General features: G+C 65.6%; 14 protein-coding genes. 8 read left to right on the top strand and 6 right to left on the bottom strand.

What is annotated here, in order from left to right:
* Positions 1-117 precede the first annotated feature (117 nt).
* Positions 118-534 carry a large-conductance mechanosensitive channel protein MscL gene (mscL, locus tag FXN65_RS04085; RefSeq protein ID WP_151131789.1) on the bottom strand — a complete coding sequence of 139 codons (417 nt, stop codon included), beginning with the start codon at positions 532-534 and terminating at the stop codon, positions 118-120.
* 209 nt (positions 535-743) lie between these two features.
* Between mscL and FXN65_RS04090 the strand changes: the two genes are divergently transcribed.
* From FXN65_RS04090 to radA, 3 genes are all read left to right on the top strand, one after another.
* A complete protein-coding gene (locus FXN65_RS04090) occupies positions 744-989 on the top strand; it encodes a YdcH family protein (RefSeq protein ID WP_151131791.1) in 246 nt (81 codons plus the stop codon).
* A 79-nt stretch (positions 990-1068) separates the two neighbouring features.
* The gene (locus FXN65_RS04095) at positions 1069-1347 is read left to right on the top strand and encodes a hypothetical protein (RefSeq protein ID WP_151131794.1); all 279 of its coding nucleotides are present in this window, start codon (positions 1069-1071) and stop codon (positions 1345-1347) included.
* Between the two features lie 43 nt (positions 1348-1390).
* The gene (gene radA, locus FXN65_RS04100) at positions 1391-2758 is read left to right on the top strand and encodes a DNA repair protein RadA (RefSeq protein ID WP_151131795.1); all 1368 of its coding nucleotides are present in this window, start codon (positions 1391-1393) and stop codon (positions 2756-2758) included.
* Positions 2759-2959: 201 nt separating this feature from the next.
* Here radA and FXN65_RS04105 read toward each other — a convergent pair whose 3' ends face one another.
* The 3 genes from FXN65_RS04105 to FXN65_RS04115 are packed head-to-tail and all read right to left on the bottom strand — an operon-like array spanning position 2960 to position 6713.
* On the bottom strand, positions 2960-3328 hold the full coding sequence (locus FXN65_RS04105) for a PilZ domain-containing protein (RefSeq protein WP_151131797.1): 369 nt from the start codon (positions 3326-3328) through the stop codon (positions 2960-2962).
* Positions 3329-3379: 51 nt separating this feature from the next.
* A complete protein-coding gene (locus FXN65_RS04110) occupies positions 3380-5545 on the bottom strand; it encodes a hypothetical protein (RefSeq protein ID WP_151131799.1) in 2166 nt (721 codons plus the stop codon).
* A complete protein-coding gene (locus FXN65_RS04115) occupies positions 5532-6713 on the bottom strand; it encodes a DUF3142 domain-containing protein (protein WP_151131800.1) in 1182 nt (393 codons plus the stop codon). Before FXN65_RS04115 ends, FXN65_RS04110 begins: the two co-directional genes overlap by 14 nt.
* A 171-nt stretch (positions 6714-6884) precedes the next feature.
* On the opposite strand from FXN65_RS04115, the gene FXN65_RS04120 reads away from it, so the two are divergent.
* The 4 genes from FXN65_RS04120 to FXN65_RS04135 all read left to right on the top strand — a co-directional run bounded on the left by FXN65_RS04120 (position 6885) and on the right by FXN65_RS04135 (position 11197).
* A complete protein-coding gene (locus FXN65_RS04120; RefSeq protein ID WP_151131802.1) occupies positions 6885-7391 on the top strand; it encodes a DUF3015 domain-containing protein in 507 nt (168 codons plus the stop codon).
* Positions 7392-7545: 154 nt separating this feature from the next.
* Positions 7546-9612: a carbon starvation CstA family protein gene (locus FXN65_RS04125; RefSeq protein WP_151131804.1), complete on the top strand. Its 2067-nt coding sequence runs from the start codon at positions 7546-7548 to the stop codon at positions 9610-9612.
* Positions 9613-9625: 13 nt separating this feature from the next.
* Entirely contained in the window at positions 9626-9829 is a 204-nt protein-coding gene (locus FXN65_RS04130) for a YbdD/YjiX family protein (protein ID WP_151131806.1), read from the top strand.
* 300 nt (positions 9830-10129) lie between these two features.
* The gene (locus FXN65_RS04135) at positions 10130-11197 is read left to right on the top strand and encodes an extracellular solute-binding protein (protein WP_151131808.1); all 1068 of its coding nucleotides are present in this window, start codon (positions 10130-10132) and stop codon (positions 11195-11197) included.
* Between the two features lie 59 nt (positions 11198-11256).
* Here the strand turns inward: FXN65_RS04135 and glyA are convergent, their stop codons facing one another.
* Both glyA and FXN65_RS04145 read right to left on the bottom strand, forming a co-directional pair.
* Positions 11257-12513, bottom strand: a complete 1257-nt coding sequence (gene glyA / locus FXN65_RS04140) for a serine hydroxymethyltransferase (protein ID WP_151131809.1) — start codon at positions 12511-12513, stop codon at positions 11257-11259.
* Positions 12514-12660: 147 nt separating this feature from the next.
* Positions 12661-16800: a sensor domain-containing protein gene (locus FXN65_RS04145; RefSeq protein ID WP_151138651.1), complete on the bottom strand. Its 4140-nt coding sequence runs from the start codon at positions 16798-16800 to the stop codon at positions 12661-12663.
* Positions 16801-17140: 340 nt separating this feature from the next.
* On the opposite strand from FXN65_RS04145, the gene ettA reads away from it, so the two are divergent.
* A complete protein-coding gene (gene ettA / locus FXN65_RS04150; RefSeq protein ID WP_151131811.1) occupies positions 17141-18808 on the top strand; it encodes an energy-dependent translational throttle protein EttA in 1668 nt (555 codons plus the stop codon).
* The last annotated feature ends 57 nt before the right edge of the window (positions 18809-18865 follow it).

Here is an 18865-nt window from a genome sequence, read left to right on the forward strand (position 1 = left end):
TTCACTGTGGGAGCGACTTCAGTCGCGAAATGAAGAAGGGCCGCAATGCGGCCCTTCTTTTTGCTGGGGTCCAGTGGGATTCGCGAATGAATTCGCTCCCACATGGCACCTGGATACTCAGGACTGCTTGTCCCGCTGCGACTTCAACAGGTCGCGGATCTCGGTCAGCAGTTCCTGGTCCTTGGTGGGCGCCGGCGGTGTTTCCGGGGCGGCGGCTTCTTCACGCTTGAGCTTGTTGATCGCCTTGATCCCCATGAAGATCGCGAAGGCGACGATCACGAAATCGAGCACGGTCTGGATGAACTTGCCATAGGCCAGCACCACGGCCGGAATGTCGCCCTCGGCGGCCTTGAGGGTGATGGCGAGGTCGGAGAAGTCCACCCCGCCGATCAGCAGGCCAATGGGCGGCATGATCACGTCGCCCACGAAGGACGAGACGATCTTGCCGAAGGCGGCGCCAATGATGATGCCCACGGCCATGTCGACCACGTTGCCCTTGACGGCGAAGGCTTTGAATTCACTGAGCAGGCTCATGTTTCACTCCCTGAGGTTCTGGTTTTAAGGCTGAAGTGTAATTCAGCGGGTCGAGGCTGCCAGTGACGGTCACCTCCTTGTGCGGGCACACATGCTAGGGCCCGGCATGGCCAGTGCCAAGCCTGCAGTGTGTTTCCGTCAGGCGGCGCTTTCCGCCGCTGGACACTGGTCTAGCCTGAGAGTGAGGCTGCAAGAGGAGGGTCGCTGCCATGCCACTAGAACACCACCCGCTCAACCGTGAATTCCCGGAGTTCAAGGACACCATGCGCGCGCTGCTGCAGAGCGATGCGCACTTTGCCCGGTTGGCGGGGGAGTACCAGGATCTGGATTCGCGCATCTATGAAGTCGAGGACGGCAACCAGGCCCTCGACGACAACACCTTGCACGACTGGAAGGTGCAAAGGGTCGCCCTGAAGGACGAGATCGCCCGGATGCTCAAGAGCGCCAAGGGCTGACGACTCGATTTGATCGGGGTCAACAGGGCCGGGGAGGTGACCGGATAGGCTGTGGCATTCCTTTTCCGGAGCCTGTCCCATGCCTGCCACCATCCAGTTGTCCGGCGCGGACTTTTCGTCCGCCTCGCCCGCATCTTCCGAGCGTCAGGAAGCCATCGAGCGTCTGGAGCGCCTGCAACAGCAGTACGACCTGCTGCAACGTCGCATCGCGCGCGTGGAGGAGGGCAGCGAGCCGCTGGACGGCTCCAGCCTGACCGTCCTGCACATGCGCCTCGACGGCCTGCGCCAGGACATGGAGCGCCAGCGTCGACGCGCCAGCGGCCAGTGCTGCAACTGTGGCGGCGGTTGCCGAGGTTGATCCGCTATCATGCGGGCTTTCGTGTTTCTGACGGAGTCCGCTGATGGCCAAGGCCAAGCGCATGTACGGCTGCACCGAGTGCGGCGCCACCTTTCCCAAATGGGCCGGCCAGTGCGCCGACTGCGGGGCGTGGAACACCCTGGTGGAAACCGTGCTGGAGGGCGCCGCGGCGTCTTCCTCGGGCGGTCGCGGCGGCTGGGCTGGCCAGCAGGCGCAGATCAAGACCCTGGCCGAGGTCAGCGTCGAGGAAATGCCGCGCTTCTCGACCGCTTCCACCGAACTGGACCGTGTCCTCGGCGGTGGCCTGGTGGATGGCTCGGTGGTGCTGATCGGCGGTGATCCGGGCATCGGCAAGTCCACCATCCTCCTGCAGACCCTCTGCAACATCGCGGCACGTTTCCCAGCCCTTTATGTCACCGGTGAGGAATCCCAGCAGCAGGTCGCCATGCGCGCCCGTCGCCTGGGCCTGCCGGAGGACAAGCTCAAGGTCATGACCGAGACCTGCATCGAAGCCATCATCGCCACCGCACGGGTGGAACAGCCCAAGGTGATGGTGATCGACTCCATCCAGACCATCTTCACCGAACAATTGCAGTCCGCCCCTGGCGGCGTGGCCCAGGTGCGCGAGAGCGCCGCCCTGCTGGTGCGATTCGCCAAGCAGAGCGGCACGGCGATCTTCCTGGTCGGCCATGTGACCAAGGAGGGTGCCCTGGCTGGCCCGCGTGTGCTTGAGCACATGGTGGACACGGTGCTCTATTTCGAGGGCGAGTCCGACGGCCGCCTGCGCCTGTTGCGGGCGGTGAAGAACCGCTTCGGCGCAGTGAACGAGCTGGGCGTGTTCGGCATGACCGACAAGGGCCTGAAGGAAGTCTCCAACCCTTCGGCGATCTTCCTCACCCGCGCCCAGGAATCCGTGCCCGGCAGCGTGGTGATGGCCACCTGGGAGGGTTCGCGGCCGATGCTGGTCGAGGTCCAGGCGCTGGTGGACACCAGCCATCTGGCCAACCCGCGCCGGGTGACCCTGGGCCTGGACCAGAACCGCCTGGCGATGCTGCTGGCGGTGCTGCACCGCCACGGCGGCATCCCCACCTACGACCAGGACGTGTTCCTCAACGTGGTAGGTGGTGTGAAGGTGCTGGAAACCGCCTCCGACCTGGCGCTGATCGCCGCCATCATCTCCAGCCTGCGCAATCGTCCGTTGGCCCATGACGTGCTGGTGTTCGGCGAGGTGGGGCTTTCCGGCGAGGTACGTCCGGTACCCAGTGGCCAGGAGCGCCTGAAGGAAGCCGCCAAGCACGGCTTCAAGCGTGCGATCGTGCCCAAGGGCAACGCCCCCAAGGAAGACCCACCCGGTCTGGCCGTGATAGCGGTGACCCGCCTGGAACAGGCGCTGGATGCACTGTTCGAGTAGCGGGAAACCTGGTCCTGGTGATTGAAATCGCCCCCACAGGAAAAGCGGGGCGGTCATCACTTGCGCGGCCAGCTCCCTCTCCCGCCGGGGTGAAGAGGCATGCCGTCGGAGGCATTGCCTTCGGTGCCGATGAACGCCTGAGCGCGAAGCGATCAGGCCGGGGCGCGGAGCGGGGTTGGGGTGAGGGCTTTGGGGGGAGGCCTATTCTTCGCCCAATGCGGTCAATTCGCGCTCCAGCAGCTCTTCGCTGCCGAGGTTGAGCTCCACCAGGCGGCGCAGGTGGCTGATGGAGTCCAGGTCGATATGACGGCAGATGAAACCGAGTTGGTCGCCCTGGGCGCGGGTCAGTTCAACTTCCATCGCGACCTGTATGTCGGCCCCCAGGTCGATGAGGACATCGAAGGGCATGGCCGGGTCGCCGTCCCACTCCGGCGGGCGAATCACCAGCAGGCCCTTGAGGGAAATGTCGTGCAGCTCCGCCGCCCAGCGCTTGTCACCCTGCGCGATGGTGGTGGCGGCATCGAAGTTGATGCGGTGGAAGCGCCGACGTTCGCTGGCGATTTCACTCATGTTCATGCTCCTGCGAGATTTCAACCACTATAGACAAGGCGCACCGGCTCTTCATTCGCCCCGGCGCCGCCTGATCCACAAAATCATTGCCACAATAGCCAGCACGCCGGTTCCGGCCAGCAGGTACTTCCACGGGCGCAGGCTGCTGCGCAACCACTGCCCGCGCTCTTCCCAGACGCGCTTGCCGGCGGCGTCGAAGTCCGGCTCCTCACAGTTCTGGCCGAAGTTGACGGCCCAGGGCACGTACGGTCCCTGCTGCACATAGCGCCGGTAATGGGCGCGTGCACCTTCCAGGTCGCGGTAGAGCAGCCAGCCGGTGGCCTTGCACAGCACCGCGGCGAAGGCCTGGCTGCTCCGGGGCAGTTGGTCGGCGGCGCGGTCAGCGAGCTGCGCGGCGACCCAGCGATAGTGGTAGCGGTTGTTCGGCTGGGCCAGGTTGGCGTTCTGCCGCTCGGCCTCGTCGGCGCTCAGCAGCCCGCCGGCCGTCTGGCGGCCGACCTGGAGCAGGGCGAAGGAACCGCCGAGGCTGTGGAAGTCCGGCGACATCTCATAGCCCAGCAACTCCATGCCCTGTTCACGGGCGATCAACGCCGCTTCATAGAGGGCTTCGGCGCGGCCGGTGGCGGTCCAGCGGTTCTCCGCTTCTTCCCGGGCATGGCCATAGCGGCGAGCGCTTTCGCGCAGCTCATCGCTGTCGAAATAGGGCAGCGCCTCGGCGTAATGGCCCTCGCGCAGCAGGCGCCGCGCCAGCAGGTCGCGCAGTTGGGCGGCAACGGGACGTGGCTGGTAGCTCTCGCGCTCTTCGGCCGTCTGTGGCTTGGCTGCCGCTACCTTGGCGTCGACATAGCCCTTGAGCTCCTCCAGTGTGAGCACCCGCTCGGCGACGGCGGCGGCATCCCACCAGTAGAGATCGCCGCTGCGGTACAGCAGGTCGAAGGCGTCCAGGTAGTCGCCGCGCTGCAGGGAAAGGATGGCGTTCTCTCCGTCCACCCGGCAGCGCGGTTTCACGTTCTCGTAGTCCCAGTTGGCCGTGCGCCGGGTGCCCCAGTCTTCATCTTCGGGGAAGGCGCGCGCGGCCTTGGCGTAGGCTTCGGCGGCGCGGGTGGCATCTCCGTCGCGCAGGGCCAGCTTGGCTCGCAACCACCAGGCCAGCCCGCTGTCGCTGGCCTTGGAGAGGAAGCGCTGGGCATCGTCGTAGCGACCAAGCTGATAGCTCAGGGCGGCCAGGCGGTCGGCACCGTCCAGGTCGCTGCCGGTGTTCTCGATCAGCAGCGCGCCGAGGCGGTCATTCCCGTTCGGTTCGCCATCGATGCGGCTGAGCAGGCGGGCGGTCAGCAGTTGCTGGACCTCGGGAATGGCCAGCAACGGCATCAATTGGGCGTCGGGCAGGCGGATCAGCGCGGACGAAAGTTGGCGCAGCGAGCTGTAGCCGGTGGCTGAATGGTGGGCGGTCTGGCTGGCATAGAGACGGATGGCGTTGGCCCAGTCGCCGGCCAGGTAGGCCAGGCGGGCCTCTTCGCCGAGGCTGGCGATGCCCAGCTCCAGCGGATCGGAGTAACCCTGGGCGGTGAGCTGGCGAGTCTGGCGGAAGGCATCGCGCGCGGCCTCGGTGGCCTGTCGCATGAACAGCCGCTGGTCTTCCTCGCTGCGTTGGGCTTCTTCGGCGGGCACGCCCTCGGGTTGGCCGAGGCTGGCCTGTGCCCGGCCCAGGGAATAGGCGGCCCAGGTACTGCGCAGGCGACGTTGTTCGGGCGGCAGCTGCAGGACCCTCTGGAAGTAGTCGGCGGCCAGCAGGTATTCCTGCCGGGCGAAGGCGACCGCGCCCGCACTGTAGAGGCGCAGCTCGGCGGGCAGGTCCAGCCCCTGACCCTCCACCTGGCGGGCGTCGGTCAGGGCTCGCAGGCGCTTGACCTGCTGGTAGAGGGGCTCGCCCAGCTCCCGCTGTTCCACTTCGTCGCGCTGCTGGAGATAGCGTTCTCCGTCGTCGTTCCAGTAACCCAGCAGGGTGGCATCGCCGGACTGGCCGAGGCCGGGCACCGGCTTGCCCAGGCGCGTGACCTCGAAGGCGAAGTTGCCTTCGGGCAGCTCGGCCAGGGTCTGGGCGCGGTCGTCCAGCAGGCTCAGGGGAAAGTCCGGTCCGCACGCCTGTGCGCTCACTACCGGCAGGCAGAGCGCGATGGCGAGGGCAAGGCGAGTGCGGCGTTCAGGGGTAGACACGGGATCCTCCTTGATCGAGATGTTCGCAGCGGGCCCAACCCAGGGCTTGCCGCTGGCCGGCAGCGAGCCGGCCTTCGTTGAGACGGGTGAAGACCAGGCGGTCGGTTGCGCGTTCCAGGCGATAGCCGGCCAGGGCGTCGGCTGCCTCACAGGACCGGGCCGGCAGTTCGATGCGCTCCGGCAGGGGGCCGTCGAGGTTGCCCAGGTTGGCAACGGCGAGTTCGTGCAGCGGTCCCGACTGCTGGATTTCAGGCCGGATGTCGGCGTGCAGGGATTCGCCTCGCGCCACCGCCTGCAGGGTCGCCAGCCGCCAGGCGCGGCGATCGCCGGCCAGGGGCAGGCGGAACCAGATGACGCCGGTCAGGTGTTCGGGGCGGTCGCGGCGCAGGTTGGCCAGCAGTTCGGCCAGTTGCTGCGGGTCGGCCTGGCGTTCGTGGCGGGGGCCGGCGATGGCCAGCGGGCTTTCGCTCTCGACCCGGCCATTCACCAGGGCGATGCCGTAGGCGGGCAGGGCGAGCAGGAAGGGACGCTCGCTGGCATCGCTCCAGCGTTTTGCCCAGGCCAGCGCACGTGCGAGGTCGAACAGACCATTCTCCGGCGCGCTCACCGCATGGACTTGCAATACGCTGCCATCCACTTGCCGAAGCAGATCGGCCAGGGCCGGGCTGTCGAGCCAGGCGGGCAGGGCGGTGATGCTGAGTTCGAGGTCCGCCGGGAGCGCCTGGCGAAGGTCGCGGAGAAAGTCCCGGTAGCCCGGCAGGCGCGCACTGGCGCAATCGTGGTCGATCTCCAGGCCCTGCATGACGAGACCCTGGGCGCGCCAGTGGTCCACCAGGGCGAGGATGTCGGCGCGGGTGCGTTGCAGGTCCAGGTCCGGCAACTGGCCGTCCAGGCGCACCACTGCGACCAGCGGGCGCCCGTCGGTGGCGAGCAGTTCGCTGTTCACCTGAATGCGCGACCAGCCCGCCCCCGGATGGGCCTGGGCGGCGAGCACACGCAGGGTGGTGAAGTCGGCGCGGCTGGCGGCCAGGGCCTCAGCATGGGCAGGGCGCCACTGCCGTTGCCAGATATAGAGCTGCTGGTCGAGCGGAGCGCGGGTTTCCTGCTCGCAGCCGGAGAGCATGAGCAACAGAAGGACGAAGGCTGCGCGAAGGGGTGATGAAGGCATGGAATCGGCGCGCTCTGGGGCGGGCTCCTTGGGCGATTGAGCCTGACTGCGGCGAATTACATCCCTATTCCCGGTGGCCGACAAGGCGTGCCGGCACTGGTTTGACAGTTCCCCATACGTCGCCAAAGCTGCTTATGCGGTTTTTCTATAAATTCCTGCGGAGCGCAAATAATGGATAAGCGACTTCTGAAAAAGGGCTTGATCGTGGGCCTGCTCGGCGCAGCCAGCGTGGCGGCGCAGGCCGACCAGGCGGGGGGCGGCGGTTGCGGCTGGGGCAACATGTTGTTCGAAGGCCAGCGCGGCCTGGTCCCACATCTGCTGGCCACCACCACCAACGGTACTTCCGGTAACGCAACCTTTGGCCTGACCTCGGGTACCAACGGTTGCGATTCCAGTGTGCGTCTGGGCTATGGCGGCCGTTCCTGGCTGGCCATGAATGGCATGCTCGACAACATTGCCGAAGACATGGCTCAGGGCAAAGGCGAGGCGCTGGACGCCTATGCGACTCTGCTGGGCATCGAACAGTCCGATCGCGCCCACTTCGCCCAGGTCACCCAGGCCAACTTCTCCACCATCTTCTCCTCGCCAGACGTGACCGGGGATCAGGTGCTCGCCGCCACTATCGACGTCATGAGCCGCGACCAGCAACTGGCCCGCTATGCCAAGCAGCCGAGCTAAGTCCAGCAGCGCATAAGAAAGCCGGGCCTTGCCCGGCTTTTTTCTAGCCCCCTGTCGCTGAAAGGCTCATTCCAGACCCGGTTCGGTCAGCGCTTGTTTCCAGAGGGACTAAGCTTGTGCGGCAGCCTGTCTGTTCATTCATTCGGAGTTCCCTATGAACAATAACAACAGCGTCCTGCGCCACCTGCCCTGGGCAGTGCTGGCCGTGGCTGGCGCCTGCGCCCTGGGCGTCGTCGCGTTGCGGCGCGGCGAGGCGATCAATGCACTGTGGATCGTGGTAGCCGCCGTTGCCCTCTACCTGGTCGCCTATCGCTACTACAGCCTGTTCATCGCCACCAGGGTGATGCAGCTCGATCCAACTCGCGCCACGCCGGCCGTCCTCCACAATGACGGCCTGGATTTCGTTCCAACCAACAAACACGTGCTCTTCGGACACCACTTCGCTGCCATCGCCGGCGCCGGTCCGCTGGTGGGCCCGGTACTCGCCGCGCAGATGGGCTACCTGCCCGGCACCCTCTGGCTGATCGCCGGCGTGGTCCTGGCCGGCGCGGTGCAGGATTTCATGGTGCTGTTCATTTCCAGCCGCCGCGATGGCCGCTCCCTGGGCGACCTGGTACGTGAGGAAATGGGCCAGGTGGCGGGCACCATTGCGCTGTTCGGCGCCTTCCTGATCATGATCATCATCCTCGCGGTGCTCTCGCTGATCGTGGTGAAGGCCCTGGCCGAAAGCCCGTGGGGCATGTTCACCGTGATGGCGACCATCCCCATTGCGATGCTGATGGGGATCTACATGCGCTATATCCGCCCGGGACGCATCGGCGAGATTTCCCTCATCGGCGTGGTCCTGCTGCTGACTTCCATCTGGCTCGGTGGCCAGGTCGCCGCCGATCCGGTCTGGGGCCCGGCCTTCACCTTCACCGGCGTGCAGATCACCTGGATGCTGATCGGCTACGGCTTCGTTGCCGCCGTGCTGCCGGTATGGCTGATCCTCGCCCCGCGTGACTACCTGTCCACATTCCTCAAGATCGGCACCATTGTCGCCCTGGCTATCGGCATCCTGATCACCATGCCGGAGCTGAAAATGCCGGCGCTGACCCAGTTCGTAGACGGCACTGGCCCTGTGTGGAAAGGTCCCCTGTTCCCCTTCCTGTTCATCACCATCGCCTGTGGTGCAGTGTCCGGCTTCCATGCGCTGATTTCCTCGGGCACCACGCCCAAGATGCTGGCCAGTGAGTCCCACGCCCGCTACATCGGCTACGGCGGCATGCTGATGGAGTCCTTCGTCGCCATCATGGCCATGGTCGCCGCCTCGGTGATCGAACCGGGCGTGTACTTCGCCATGAACAGCCCGCCGGCCGTGGTCGGGGCGGATGTCGCCAGTGTGGCGGCGGCGGTGAGCAACTGGGGCTTCGCCATCACCCCCGAGCAGCTGGAGGCCACCGCCAGGGACATCGGCGAACACACCATCCTGGCCCGTGCCGGCGGTGCGCCGACCCTGGCCGTGGGCATCGCGCAGATCCTCCACCAGGTGCTGCCGGGCGAGAACACCATGGCTTTCTGGTATCACTTCGCGATCCTCTTCGAGGCGCTGTTCATCCTCACCGCGGTGGACGCCGGTACCCGCGCCGGTCGCTTCATGCTGCAGGACCTCTTGGGCAACTTCGTCCCGGCGCTGAAGAAAACCGAGTCCTGGACCGCCAACGTCATCGCCACCGCCGGTTGCGTGGCCATGTGGGGCTGGCTGCTGTACCAGGGCGTGATCGATCCGCTGGGCGGCATCAACACCCTGTGGCCGCTGTTCGGCATCTCCAACCAGATGCTGGCGGGCATCGCCCTGATGCTGGGCTGCGTGGTGCTGATCAAGATGAAGCGCCAGCGCTACGTCTGGGTCACCCTGATCCCGGCCACCTGGCTGCTGATCTGCACGACTACCGCTGGTGTGATCAAGCTCATCGATCCGAACCCCGCTGTCGGCTTCCTGGCCCTGGCCAAGAAGTACAGCGATGCCCTGGCTGCGGGGCAGGTGCTGGCGCCGGCCAAGGATATCGGCCAGATGCAGAACGTGATCTTCAACGCCTACACCAACGCGACCCTGACCGCGCTGTTCCTCTTCGTGGTGCTGAGCGTGCTGTTCTACGCCATCAAGGTGGGCCGCAATGCCTGGATGAAACCGGAGCGCACCGACAAGGAATCGCCATTCCAGCCGATCCCGGAAGCCTGAGGAGGCCGCGCACATGTTCAATGACCTGAGCCGCATGGGTAAGTACCTCGGGCAGGCCGCGCGGATGCTGGTGGGCATGCCCGACTACGACAATTACGTCGAGCACATGCAGCGCAAGCACCCGGACAAGCCGGTCATGACTTACGAGGAGTTTTTCCGCGAGCGCCAGGAGGCGCGTTATGGCGGCGGCAAGGGACGACCCATACGTTGTTGCTGAGCTGAGAAGCAGAGGCAGGGAGCGCCACGCTTTGTCGTGGCGCTTCTTTTTTTTGCGGGCGATTTGCTGCCTCAACCGCGTGGCCGATCCGGAGAATGCGGCCCGGCCGAACTCCGATGGTGGGCCGGTGAAGCGTGGTTCACCCTAGGTGATCTGGCTTCCCTGGTTGAGCGCGTCCCGGCGCACACTCCCGACAATCCGGCAGCCAGACACAAGCGTCTGGCAGGCACGGCCATGACAGCATCCGGGGTGAGCCTTCTAATCCTTCCAGCCCTCATGGGAGCAGGGCGGGAGGGAACCATGAAGAAGATGTTCTGCCTGTTGCTGTGCACATTGCTGGCGGGATTCGTCCGGGCCGAAGAGGTGTTGAGGGTCTACAACTGGACCAACTACATCGAGCCCGAAGTGCTGGCGGCTTTCCAGAGCGAGAGCGGCATCCGTGTCGAGTACACCACCTTCAGCACCGCCGCCGAACTGGACGCGGCCCTCGCCGGGACGGCGCAATACGACCTGGTGGTGCCTTCGCATTTCCAACTGGCCCGGTTGATCGGCGCAAAGCGCCTGCAGCCCCTGGATTTCTCCCGGCTACCTCATGCCAACAGCCTGGACCCGGCGCTGCTGGCCATGCTGGCCGGATTCGAGTCGGCGAATCGTTATGTGGTGCCTTATCTCTGGGGGTCGGTGGGTCTGGTAAGCAACCCGGCCCTGGCCGAACCGGCTTTCGGCGGTGCCCTGCCGAACAGCTGGAGCCTGCTTTTCGATGAGCAGCAGCGCTCACGCCTTAGCAGCTGCGGCCTGGGAATGCTGGATGCGCCGGAAGAAACCTTGTCGCTGTGGCTCAACTACCGTGGCCGCAACCTGAGCAAGGGCGGCACCCGGCAGATCGACCAGGCCGGCAAGCAACTGCTGTCGATGCAGGGACAATTTCGCAACCTGGACAACGACGGCTATGTCGCCGACCTGGCCAGCGGCAAGCTCTGCGTGGCCATGGCCTGGGTCGGACATGCGCTGACGGCGGCGGCGAAGAATCCGGCACTGCGTTTCCGGATTCCCGATGAAGGCGCGCTGGTGTTCATCGACAGCCTGGCCGTTCCCACCCATGCCGCGAGGCCGGACCTGGCCTACCGCTTCATCGACTATCTCCTGCAGCCGGACAACGCCCGGCGCAATGCCCTGGCGTCGCGCTTCTATTCGCCCCTGGCGCCGAATACGCCGGAAATGGCACGTCTGGCGCAGGAGCAGCCGATGCTGGTGCCCGACCAGGCTGAGCGCAAACGCCTCTACTTCCTGGAGCGCCTGACGCCGGAACAGAAGGCGCGGGTCGATGCGTTGTGGCAGCAGATCAAGGCGTCGCGAACGGCGCTGTGATTTTTCTTTCGCCCAGGAAAAAGCCCGGCATATGCCGGGCTTTTTCGTTGCGCTGTCGCTTACTTGCCGTAAACCGGCAGCTTGGCGCAGATGGCCTTGACCTGGTCACGAACGCGGTCGATCACGGACTCGTCGCCCATGTTCTCCAGGATGTCGCAGATCCAGGTGGCCAGCTCGCGGCACTCGACTTCCTTGAAGCCGCGGGTGGTGACGGCCGGGGTGCCGATACGCAGGCCGGAGGTGACGAAGGGCGAGCGCGGGTCGTTCGGCACGGAATTCTTGTTCACGGTGATGAAGGCGCGGCCCAGGGCGGCATCCGCATCCTTGCCGGTGATGTCCTGCTTGATCAGGGACAGCAGGAACAGGTGGTTCTGGGTGCCACCGGAAACCACGTCGAAACCGCGGTCGACGAATACCTGGGCCATGGCCTGGGCGTTCTTCACCACTTGCTCCTGGTAGGCCTTGAATTCGGGCTGCAGGGCTTCCTTGAAGCACACGGCCTTGGCGGCGATCACGTGCATCAGCGGGCCGCCCTGGCCGCCCGGGAACACGGCGGAGTTCAGCTTCTTCTCGATCTCTTCGTTGGCCTTGGCCAGGATCAGGCCGCCACGCGGACCGCGCAGGGTCTTGTGGGTGGTGGTGGTGACCACGTCGGCGTAGGGCAGCGGGTTCGGGTAGACGCCAGCGGCAACCAGGCCGGCCACGTGGGCCATGTCGACGAACAGGTAGGCGCCTACCTTGTCGGCGATGGCGCGGAAGCGCGGGAAGTCCAGGACCTGGGAGTAGGCGGAGAAGCCGGCGATGATCATCTTCGGCTTGTGCTCAACGGCCAGGCGCTCGACTTCGTCGTAGTCGATCAGGCCGGTGGCGGTGTCCAGGCCGTATTGCACGGCCTTATAGATCTTGCCGGAGAAGTTCACGGAAGCGCCGTGGGTCAGGTGGCCGCCGTGGGCCAGGCTCATGCCGAGGACGGTATCGCCCGGCTGTACCAGAGCCTGGAATACGGCGCTGTTGGCCTGGGAGCCGGAGTGCGGCTGGACGTTGGCGTAGTCGGCGCCAAACAGTTCCTTGGCGCGGTCGATGGCCAGCTGCTCGACGATGTCGACGTACTCGCAACCACCGTAGTAGCGCTTGTGCGGGTAGCCTTCGGCGTACTTGTTGGTCAGCACGGAGCCCTGGGCTTCCATCACCGCCGGGCTGGTGTAGTTCTCGGAGGCGATGAGCTCGATGTGCTCTTCCTGGCGCTGGGCTTCTTGCTCCATGGCGGCGAACAGGTCGGCATCATAGCGGGCGAGGGTCAAATCACGGCTGAACATGGCGGTCCTCTTAAGGATCGGTGCTGGGAAAGCTGCGCATTCTACCTGATCGGTCGCTGGCTGGCATATGAAGGTCGGTCATGTGACAGACAAGTGGCCCTCATTCAGCAGGGCGGCGGCGGGCGGCGACGAATGCGGCGCGGCGAGTCAGCTGAGGATGAAGTTGGCGCTGGTGCCGAACAACCGCTCGAACTGCGCTGCCGGCACCGGGTGGCCGAACAGGTAGCCCTGCACTTCATCGCAGCCGTGTTCGCGGAGGAAATTGAGCTGCGCGTGGGATTCCACGCCCTCGGCGATCACCGCCAGGTTCAGGCTGTGGGCCATGGCGATGATGGCGCGGGCGATCTGCGCGTCGCGCTCACCGTCGGGCAGGCCGTCGACGAAGCTGCGGTCGATCTTCAGCACGTCGATGGGGAACTGCTTGAGGTAGTTGAGCGATGAGTAACCGGTGCCGAAGTCGTCTACCGCGATGCACAGGCCGAGGCGCTTGAGGTTCTCCAGGATCGCCATGGCTTCGCCCACGTCGCGCATCAGGATGCTCTCGGTCAGTTCCAGCTCCAGGCAGGCCGGCGGCAGGCCGCTGTCTTCGATGATCGCGGCGATGCGTTCGGCGAGCTGGCCATCGGCGAACTGTCGGGCGGAGATGTTCACCGAGATCTTCGGCAGGCGCATCTTCGCCAGGTGCCAGGCCTTGAGCTGGCGGCAGGCCTCGCTGAGCACCCAGTCGCCCACCTGCACCACCAGTCCGAGTTCCTCCAGCACCGGCACGAACTCCCCGGGTGGTACCAGCCCGCGCTTGGGATGGCGCCAACGCAGCAGTGCCTCGACACCGGTCAGGCGTCGGCCGTCGCCGGAGAACTGCGGCTGGTAATAGAGCAGGAATTCGCCCTGCTCCAGGGCATGGCGCAGGTCGCTTTCCAGCTCCAGGCGCTCCAGGGCGCGGGCGTTCATGTCCGCCTGGTAGAACTGGAAGTTGTTCTTGCCGCGTTCCTTGGCGTGGTACATGGCGGTGTCGGCGTTCTTCATCAGCTGGCTCAGCTCGCGGCCGTCCTGGGGCGAGAGGGCGATGCCGATGCTGGCGGTGACGAAGAACTCGCGGCCTTCGAGGACGAACGGCCTGGCCAGGCTGTCGAGGATCTGTTCGGCGACATGGATGGCACGGTTCAACGCACCTTCGCGGGTGGCGCGTGGCTGCAGCAGCAGGGTGAACTCGTCGCCGCCCATGCGCGCCACGGTATCGTCCTCATGGACGCAGGCCGCCAGGCGCACGGCCACATCCTTGAGCATGCGATCACCGGCGGCATGGCCGAGGGAGTCATTGATCGGCTTGAAACGGTCGAGGTCGAGGAACATCAGCACCACCCATTCCTGGTGCCGTTCGGCGTACTGCAGGGCGGTGTGCAGGCGATCCTGGAACAGGGTGCGGTTAGGCAGGTGGGTCAGGCCGTCGTAGTAGGCCAGGCGGTGGATACGCTGCTCGCTGGCCTTGCGCTCGCTGATGTCGCTGAAGAAGCAGACGTAGCTGACCAGGTCGCCATCCTCGTCGTGCACTGCGGTGATGCCGACCCAGGCCGGATAATTGTCGCCTTCGCGGCGTTTGAGCCAGATCTCGCCTTCCCAGCTGCCGCGCTGGTTGAGCTGGCTGAGGATGAAGTTGAGCTGATTGGCCTGCTGGCGGTCGGCGGTGAGCACAGCCGGTAGTTGGTCCAGCACATCCTGGGCCTTGTGGCCGGTGATGCGGCAGAAGGCTTCGTTGACCTGGACGATGTAGCCGGCCGGGTCGGTGACCAGGATGGCCGAGGTGGAATGCTCGAACACCGTGGCCGCCATGCGCATGTCCTTCTCGGCACGGCGCTGCTGGCTGATGTCGCGACCGACGCCGAGCATGCCTTCGAAGCGGCCGTACTCGTCCCACATCAGCATGGTGCGCAGTTCCACCGGGATCTTCTGCCCATCGGCGCGCATGCAGTCGAAGAGGAATAGCCGCGCCGGCATCTGGCTGCGCAATTCGGCCAGGCGCTGCGGATTGCCCAGGGCGTTGCGGATCTGCTCCAGCTGCTCGAACAGTTCGAGCATCTGCCGCGGGTCGGCGGCCATGCCGTGGAAACCGTTGGCTACGGCCCAGTCGGCGCTGTAGCCGAGAACCGGTTGCACCGACGGGCTGACGTAGTTGAGCTGCAGTTCGCTGTTGGTGGTGAAGATCACGTCGCTGATGCTTTCGGCCAGCATGCGGTAGCGGCGTCCGCTTTCGCGCATGGACTCGGTGGCCTCGATCTGCTCGGTGATGTCCTTGGCCACGCCGATCAGGCGGCTGACGCGCCCCTTCTCGTCCCGGGCCAGGGCCTGTTCGCGGATGTCGAACCAGTGCCAGCTGCCGTCCTTGTGCCGCCAGCGCAGCTGGCATTGCAGCAGCAGGCCGTCGCCCACCACCTGCTGGAGGCTGCGCATGCGCCAGTACTGCTCGGCGTCGTCCGGGTGCAGCACCTCTTCCCAGAAGCGCTCGCCCATCCTGCGGATGTCGTCGCGGTTGTAGCCCAGTTGGGGGCCCAGGCGGTTATTGGTGAGCATCACCCGCTTGTTGGCGATGTCGTGCACGTAAAGGGTATCGGGCAGCGCCAGCACCACGTCGGACCAGAAGCGCTCGCGCTCGATCAGCGAGAGTTCGACCTCCTTGCGGCTGGTGATGTCGTTGATGCTCAGGGTGACCGCTTCCAGGTCCTGGATCATGTCCGGCAGGTGCAGCACCAGCCAGATGTGCCGCATCTGGCCCTGGGCGGTGATGATCTGGCTCTCCATCTCCAGGTGCTTCTTGCCACCCAGCAGGGCCGCCATGAGCTGGAAGCGGATACCGCCTTCATGCAGCGGATGGGTACCGATCAATTGCCGCCAGGCATGCTCGCTGCTGCTGACGCCCAGCAGGTGCATGGCCACCTGGTTGACCTCGGTGATCCGCAGCCGGCGCAGCAGCTCGCCGTGCTGCTGGGGGTTGTCCCTGACCCACGCGGCCAGGCTGGCGCGGTCGAGCAGGCCCAGCTGGATCAGGTGCTTGCGCAGGTCGGCGAGGTCGAGCACGCAAAGGGCGATGCCGCCGCCCTCGAAGATGTCCTGGTAGCGCCGCCGGGTTTCCTGCAGCACACGCAGGGCACGCTGTTCCTCGGTGACGTCGCGCAGTACCCAGACGTAGCCGAGCAATTGGGCGCCGTCGTTGAGGTCGTTGCGGGTCACGGCCAGCAGGCGCTGTTCGTTGCCGCGCTGGAATTGCACCAGATCCGAGCCCAGTTCGTGGTCCAGGCCGGGAGCGTTGAGCAGCAACGGGTCCAGGCCCGGCAGCAGGGCCAGCAGGTGGTGTTCCTGGGCGGCCTCGCCGCTGATGCCGAACATGGCTTCGGCCTGCGGGTTGAGGTAGCTCAGGCGCCCGTCCACCTGTGTCACCAGCACGCGTTCCTCGATCACGCCGAGGGCGCTGGCCGCCTGGCGCAGGGAGCGCCGCGAGGCATCGTTGAGCTCGAGCAGGCCGCGCTGTTCGCGCTGCAGGTAGTAAAGGGCGATCAGTGCCAGGCTGGCGCTGATGAGGAACAGCAGGAACTTGCTGAGCAGTTCGGGCAGCAGGTTGGTGCGCACCTGGCGTTCGTCGTGAAGGGCACGAAGCTGCCAGTCACTGTGGCCCAGGGGCGAGACGAGGATGGTCTGCGCTTCCTGTTCGGCGGTTACCGGCATCACGATGGGGCTGCTGCGGTCGAGCTTGCCGCTCTGCGCCAGGACCCGCTGGAGGAAGTGGTCTTCCAGCAGCCAGCGGTAGTCACGGTCTTCATGCTCGAGCAGCCAGGTGCGGATGGCTTCCGCATCCAGGCGCAGGACCCAGTAGCCGCTGGGCTCGGGCAGGGGAGACTGGCGCAGGATCAGGTAGACCTCGCCGCGGCCCTGGGGGCTGAAGGCGTAGTGGTAGGTATGGCCCTCACTGCGCTGGGCCAGGCTGACGAGGAAGAGGGCGTCTTCGCTGTTGGCCTGGGTGTCCGCCAGCACGCCACCGTTGGGATTGAGCCAGGCCAGGCTGGTAATCGATGGCAGGATGGGGCGCAGCAGGTCCAGTTCCGCCAACTGCCGGTTTTCGCCCTCGGGATGGGGCGGCTGCTGGCGGAGCAGGGCGAGCACGGCGTCGGCCTTCATCTGCATCACCAGTTCAAGGTGGCTGGCCAGCTCGCGGGTGAGGGTGTAGTTGCGCTCGCGGGCGCCGTCCTGCAGCTGGCGGTATTCCTGGTGCAGTTGCCAGAGGAGCAGGGCCAGCATCAACAGGACGAGGACGGCCAGGAGACCCTTGACCGAGCCGCGCGCAGGAGCGTTGGCCAGGGGCTGTCCTTGCTCGGGCTGGGCGGGAGGGAGTGGGCTGGCTGGCACTAATGGCGTTCCTGCTACTGCTCATTGGGCAGGTGACGGGGCGTCCCGGGCCAACGGGCCAGCGGACCGGCTAGCATGCCTTGAAGGCATGCAAAGTGCCAGTACGACCGACGAGCGTCGTTTGCCCTCCCCGGCGCATTCCGGTAGCTTTGCCGCACGCGCGCGGGAGCGCCTGTTCCCTGATTGTCGCTCCCCGCCTTATTCCACATTCGTCACAGCACCAAGGTCAGTCATGGCTCAATACGTCTACACCATGCACCGGGTCGGCAAGGTCGTGCCCCCGAAGCGTGAGATCCTCAAAGACATTTCCCTGTCCTTCTTCCCGGGCGCCAAGATCGGCGTGCTCGGCCTGAACGGCGCGGGTAAGTCGACCCTCCTGCGCATCATGGCCGGGGTGGACACCGAGATCGATGGTGAAGCCCGCCCGATGCCTGGCATCAAGGTCGGCTACCTGCCCCAGGAACCCAAGCTGGATCCGGCCAAGAGCGTGCGTGACATCGTCGAAGAGGCCGTGGGCGAGATCAAGCAGGCCCAGGCCCGGCTGGACGAGGTCTATGCCGCCTACGCCGAGCCGGACGCCGACTTCGACGCCCTGGCCGCCGAACAGGCCAAGCTGGAAGCCATTCTCCAGGCCTCCGATGGCCACAACCTCGAGCGCCAGCTGGAAGTCGCCGCCGACGCCCTGCGCCTGCCGCCGTGGGATGCGAAGATCGAACACCTCTCCGGTGGCGAGAAGCGTCGTGTAGCCCTGTGCCGCCTCCTGCTGTCGGCTCCCGACATGCTGCTGCTGGACGAACCGACCAACCACCTGGACGCCGACTCGGTGGCCTGGCTGGAGCACTTCCTCCACGACTTCCCGGGTACCGTGGTCGCCATTACCCACGACCGTTACTTCCTCGACAACGTCGCTGGCTGGATCCTCGAACTGGACCGTGGCCACGGCATCCCCTTCGAAGGCAACTACTCCGGCTGGCTGGAATCCAAGGCCAACCGCCTGGCCCAGGAAGCCAAGCAGGAAGCCTCCCACGCCAAGGCCATGAAGGCCGAACTGGAGTGGGTGCGTCAGGGCGCCAAGGCCCGTCAGGCCAAGTCCAAGGCCCGTCTGCAGCGCTTCGAGGAAATGCAGTCCCAGGAATTCCAGAAGCGCAGCGAGACCAACGAGATCTACATCCCGGCCGGTCCGCGCCTGGGCGACAAGGTCATCGAGCTGCACAACGTCACCAAGGGCTACGGCGATCGCGTGCTGATCGACGACCTGTCCCTGAGCATCCCGAAAGGCGCCATCGTCGGCGTGATCGGCGGCAACGGCGCGGGCAAGTCCACCCTGTTCCGCATGCTCACCGGCAAGGAGCAGCCGGACTCGGGCACCATCGAGATCGGTGAAACCGTGCAGATCGCCAGCGTCGACCAGAGCCGCGACAGCCTGGAAGGCACCAAGACTGTCTGGGAGCAGGTTTCCGACGGCTTCGAGCAGATCAAGATCGGCAACTACGAAGTTCCGTCGCGCAGCTACGTCGGTCGCTTCAACTTCAAGGGCGCCGACCAGCAGAAGTTCGTCAAGGACCTTTCCGGTGGTGAGCGTGGCCGCCTGCACCTGGCCCTGACCCTGAAGCAGGGCGGCAACGTGCTGCTGCTCGACGAACCGTCCAACGACCTCGACGTGGAAACCCTGCGTGCGCTGGAGGAAGCGCTGCTGGACTTCCCCGGCGCCGCCATCGTGATTTCCCACGATCGCTGGTTCCTGGACCGTATCGCCACCCACATCCTCTCCTACGAGGACGATGGGAAGGTGAACTTCTTCGAAGGCAACTACACCGAGTTCGAAGCGGACCGCAAGAAACGCCTCGGCGAGGCGGCCGCCCAGCCGCACCGCGTGCGTTACAAGAAGCTCGCCCAGTAAGCAACCTTAGCGGGCAGGCATCACAGACAACGGGGCCCTTTGGCTCCGTTGTCGTTT

It is taken from the genome of Pseudomonas lalkuanensis, assembly GCF_008807375.1.
Taxonomy (GTDB): domain Bacteria; phylum Pseudomonadota; class Gammaproteobacteria; order Pseudomonadales; family Pseudomonadaceae; genus Metapseudomonas; species Metapseudomonas lalkuanensis.

Coding starts and splice junctions, on each gene's coding strand:
- mscL (WP_151131789.1), bottom strand. CDS start 534: ATGAGCCTGCTCAGTGAATTCAAAGCCTTCGCCGTCAAGGGCAACGTG.
- FXN65_RS04090 (WP_151131791.1), top strand. CDS start 744: ATGCCACTAGAACACCACCCGCTCAACCGTGAATTCCCGGAGTTCAAG.
- FXN65_RS04095 (WP_151131794.1), top strand. CDS start 1,069: ATGCCTGCCACCATCCAGTTGTCCGGCGCGGACTTTTCGTCCGCCTCG.
- radA (WP_151131795.1), top strand. CDS start 1,391: ATGGCCAAGGCCAAGCGCATGTACGGCTGCACCGAGTGCGGCGCCACC.
- FXN65_RS04105 (WP_151131797.1), bottom strand. CDS start 3,328: ATGAGTGAAATCGCCAGCGAACGTCGGCGCTTCCACCGCATCAACTTC.
- FXN65_RS04115 (WP_151131800.1), bottom strand. CDS start 6,713: ATGCCTTCATCACCCCTTCGCGCAGCCTTCGTCCTTCTGTTGCTCATG.
- FXN65_RS04120 (WP_151131802.1), top strand. CDS start 6,885: ATGGATAAGCGACTTCTGAAAAAGGGCTTGATCGTGGGCCTGCTCGGC.
- FXN65_RS04125 (WP_151131804.1), top strand. CDS start 7,546: ATGAACAATAACAACAGCGTCCTGCGCCACCTGCCCTGGGCAGTGCTG.
- FXN65_RS04130 (WP_151131806.1), top strand. CDS start 9,626: ATGTTCAATGACCTGAGCCGCATGGGTAAGTACCTCGGGCAGGCCGCG.
- FXN65_RS04135 (WP_151131808.1), top strand. CDS start 10,130: ATGAAGAAGATGTTCTGCCTGTTGCTGTGCACATTGCTGGCGGGATTC.
- glyA (WP_151131809.1), bottom strand. CDS start 12,513: ATGTTCAGCCGTGATTTGACCCTCGCCCGCTATGATGCCGACCTGTTC.
- FXN65_RS04145 (WP_151138651.1), bottom strand. CDS start 16,800: ATGCTGGCCCTGCTCCTCTGGCAACTGCACCAGGAATACCGCCAGCTG.
- ettA (WP_151131811.1), top strand. CDS start 17,141: ATGGCTCAATACGTCTACACCATGCACCGGGTCGGCAAGGTCGTGCCC.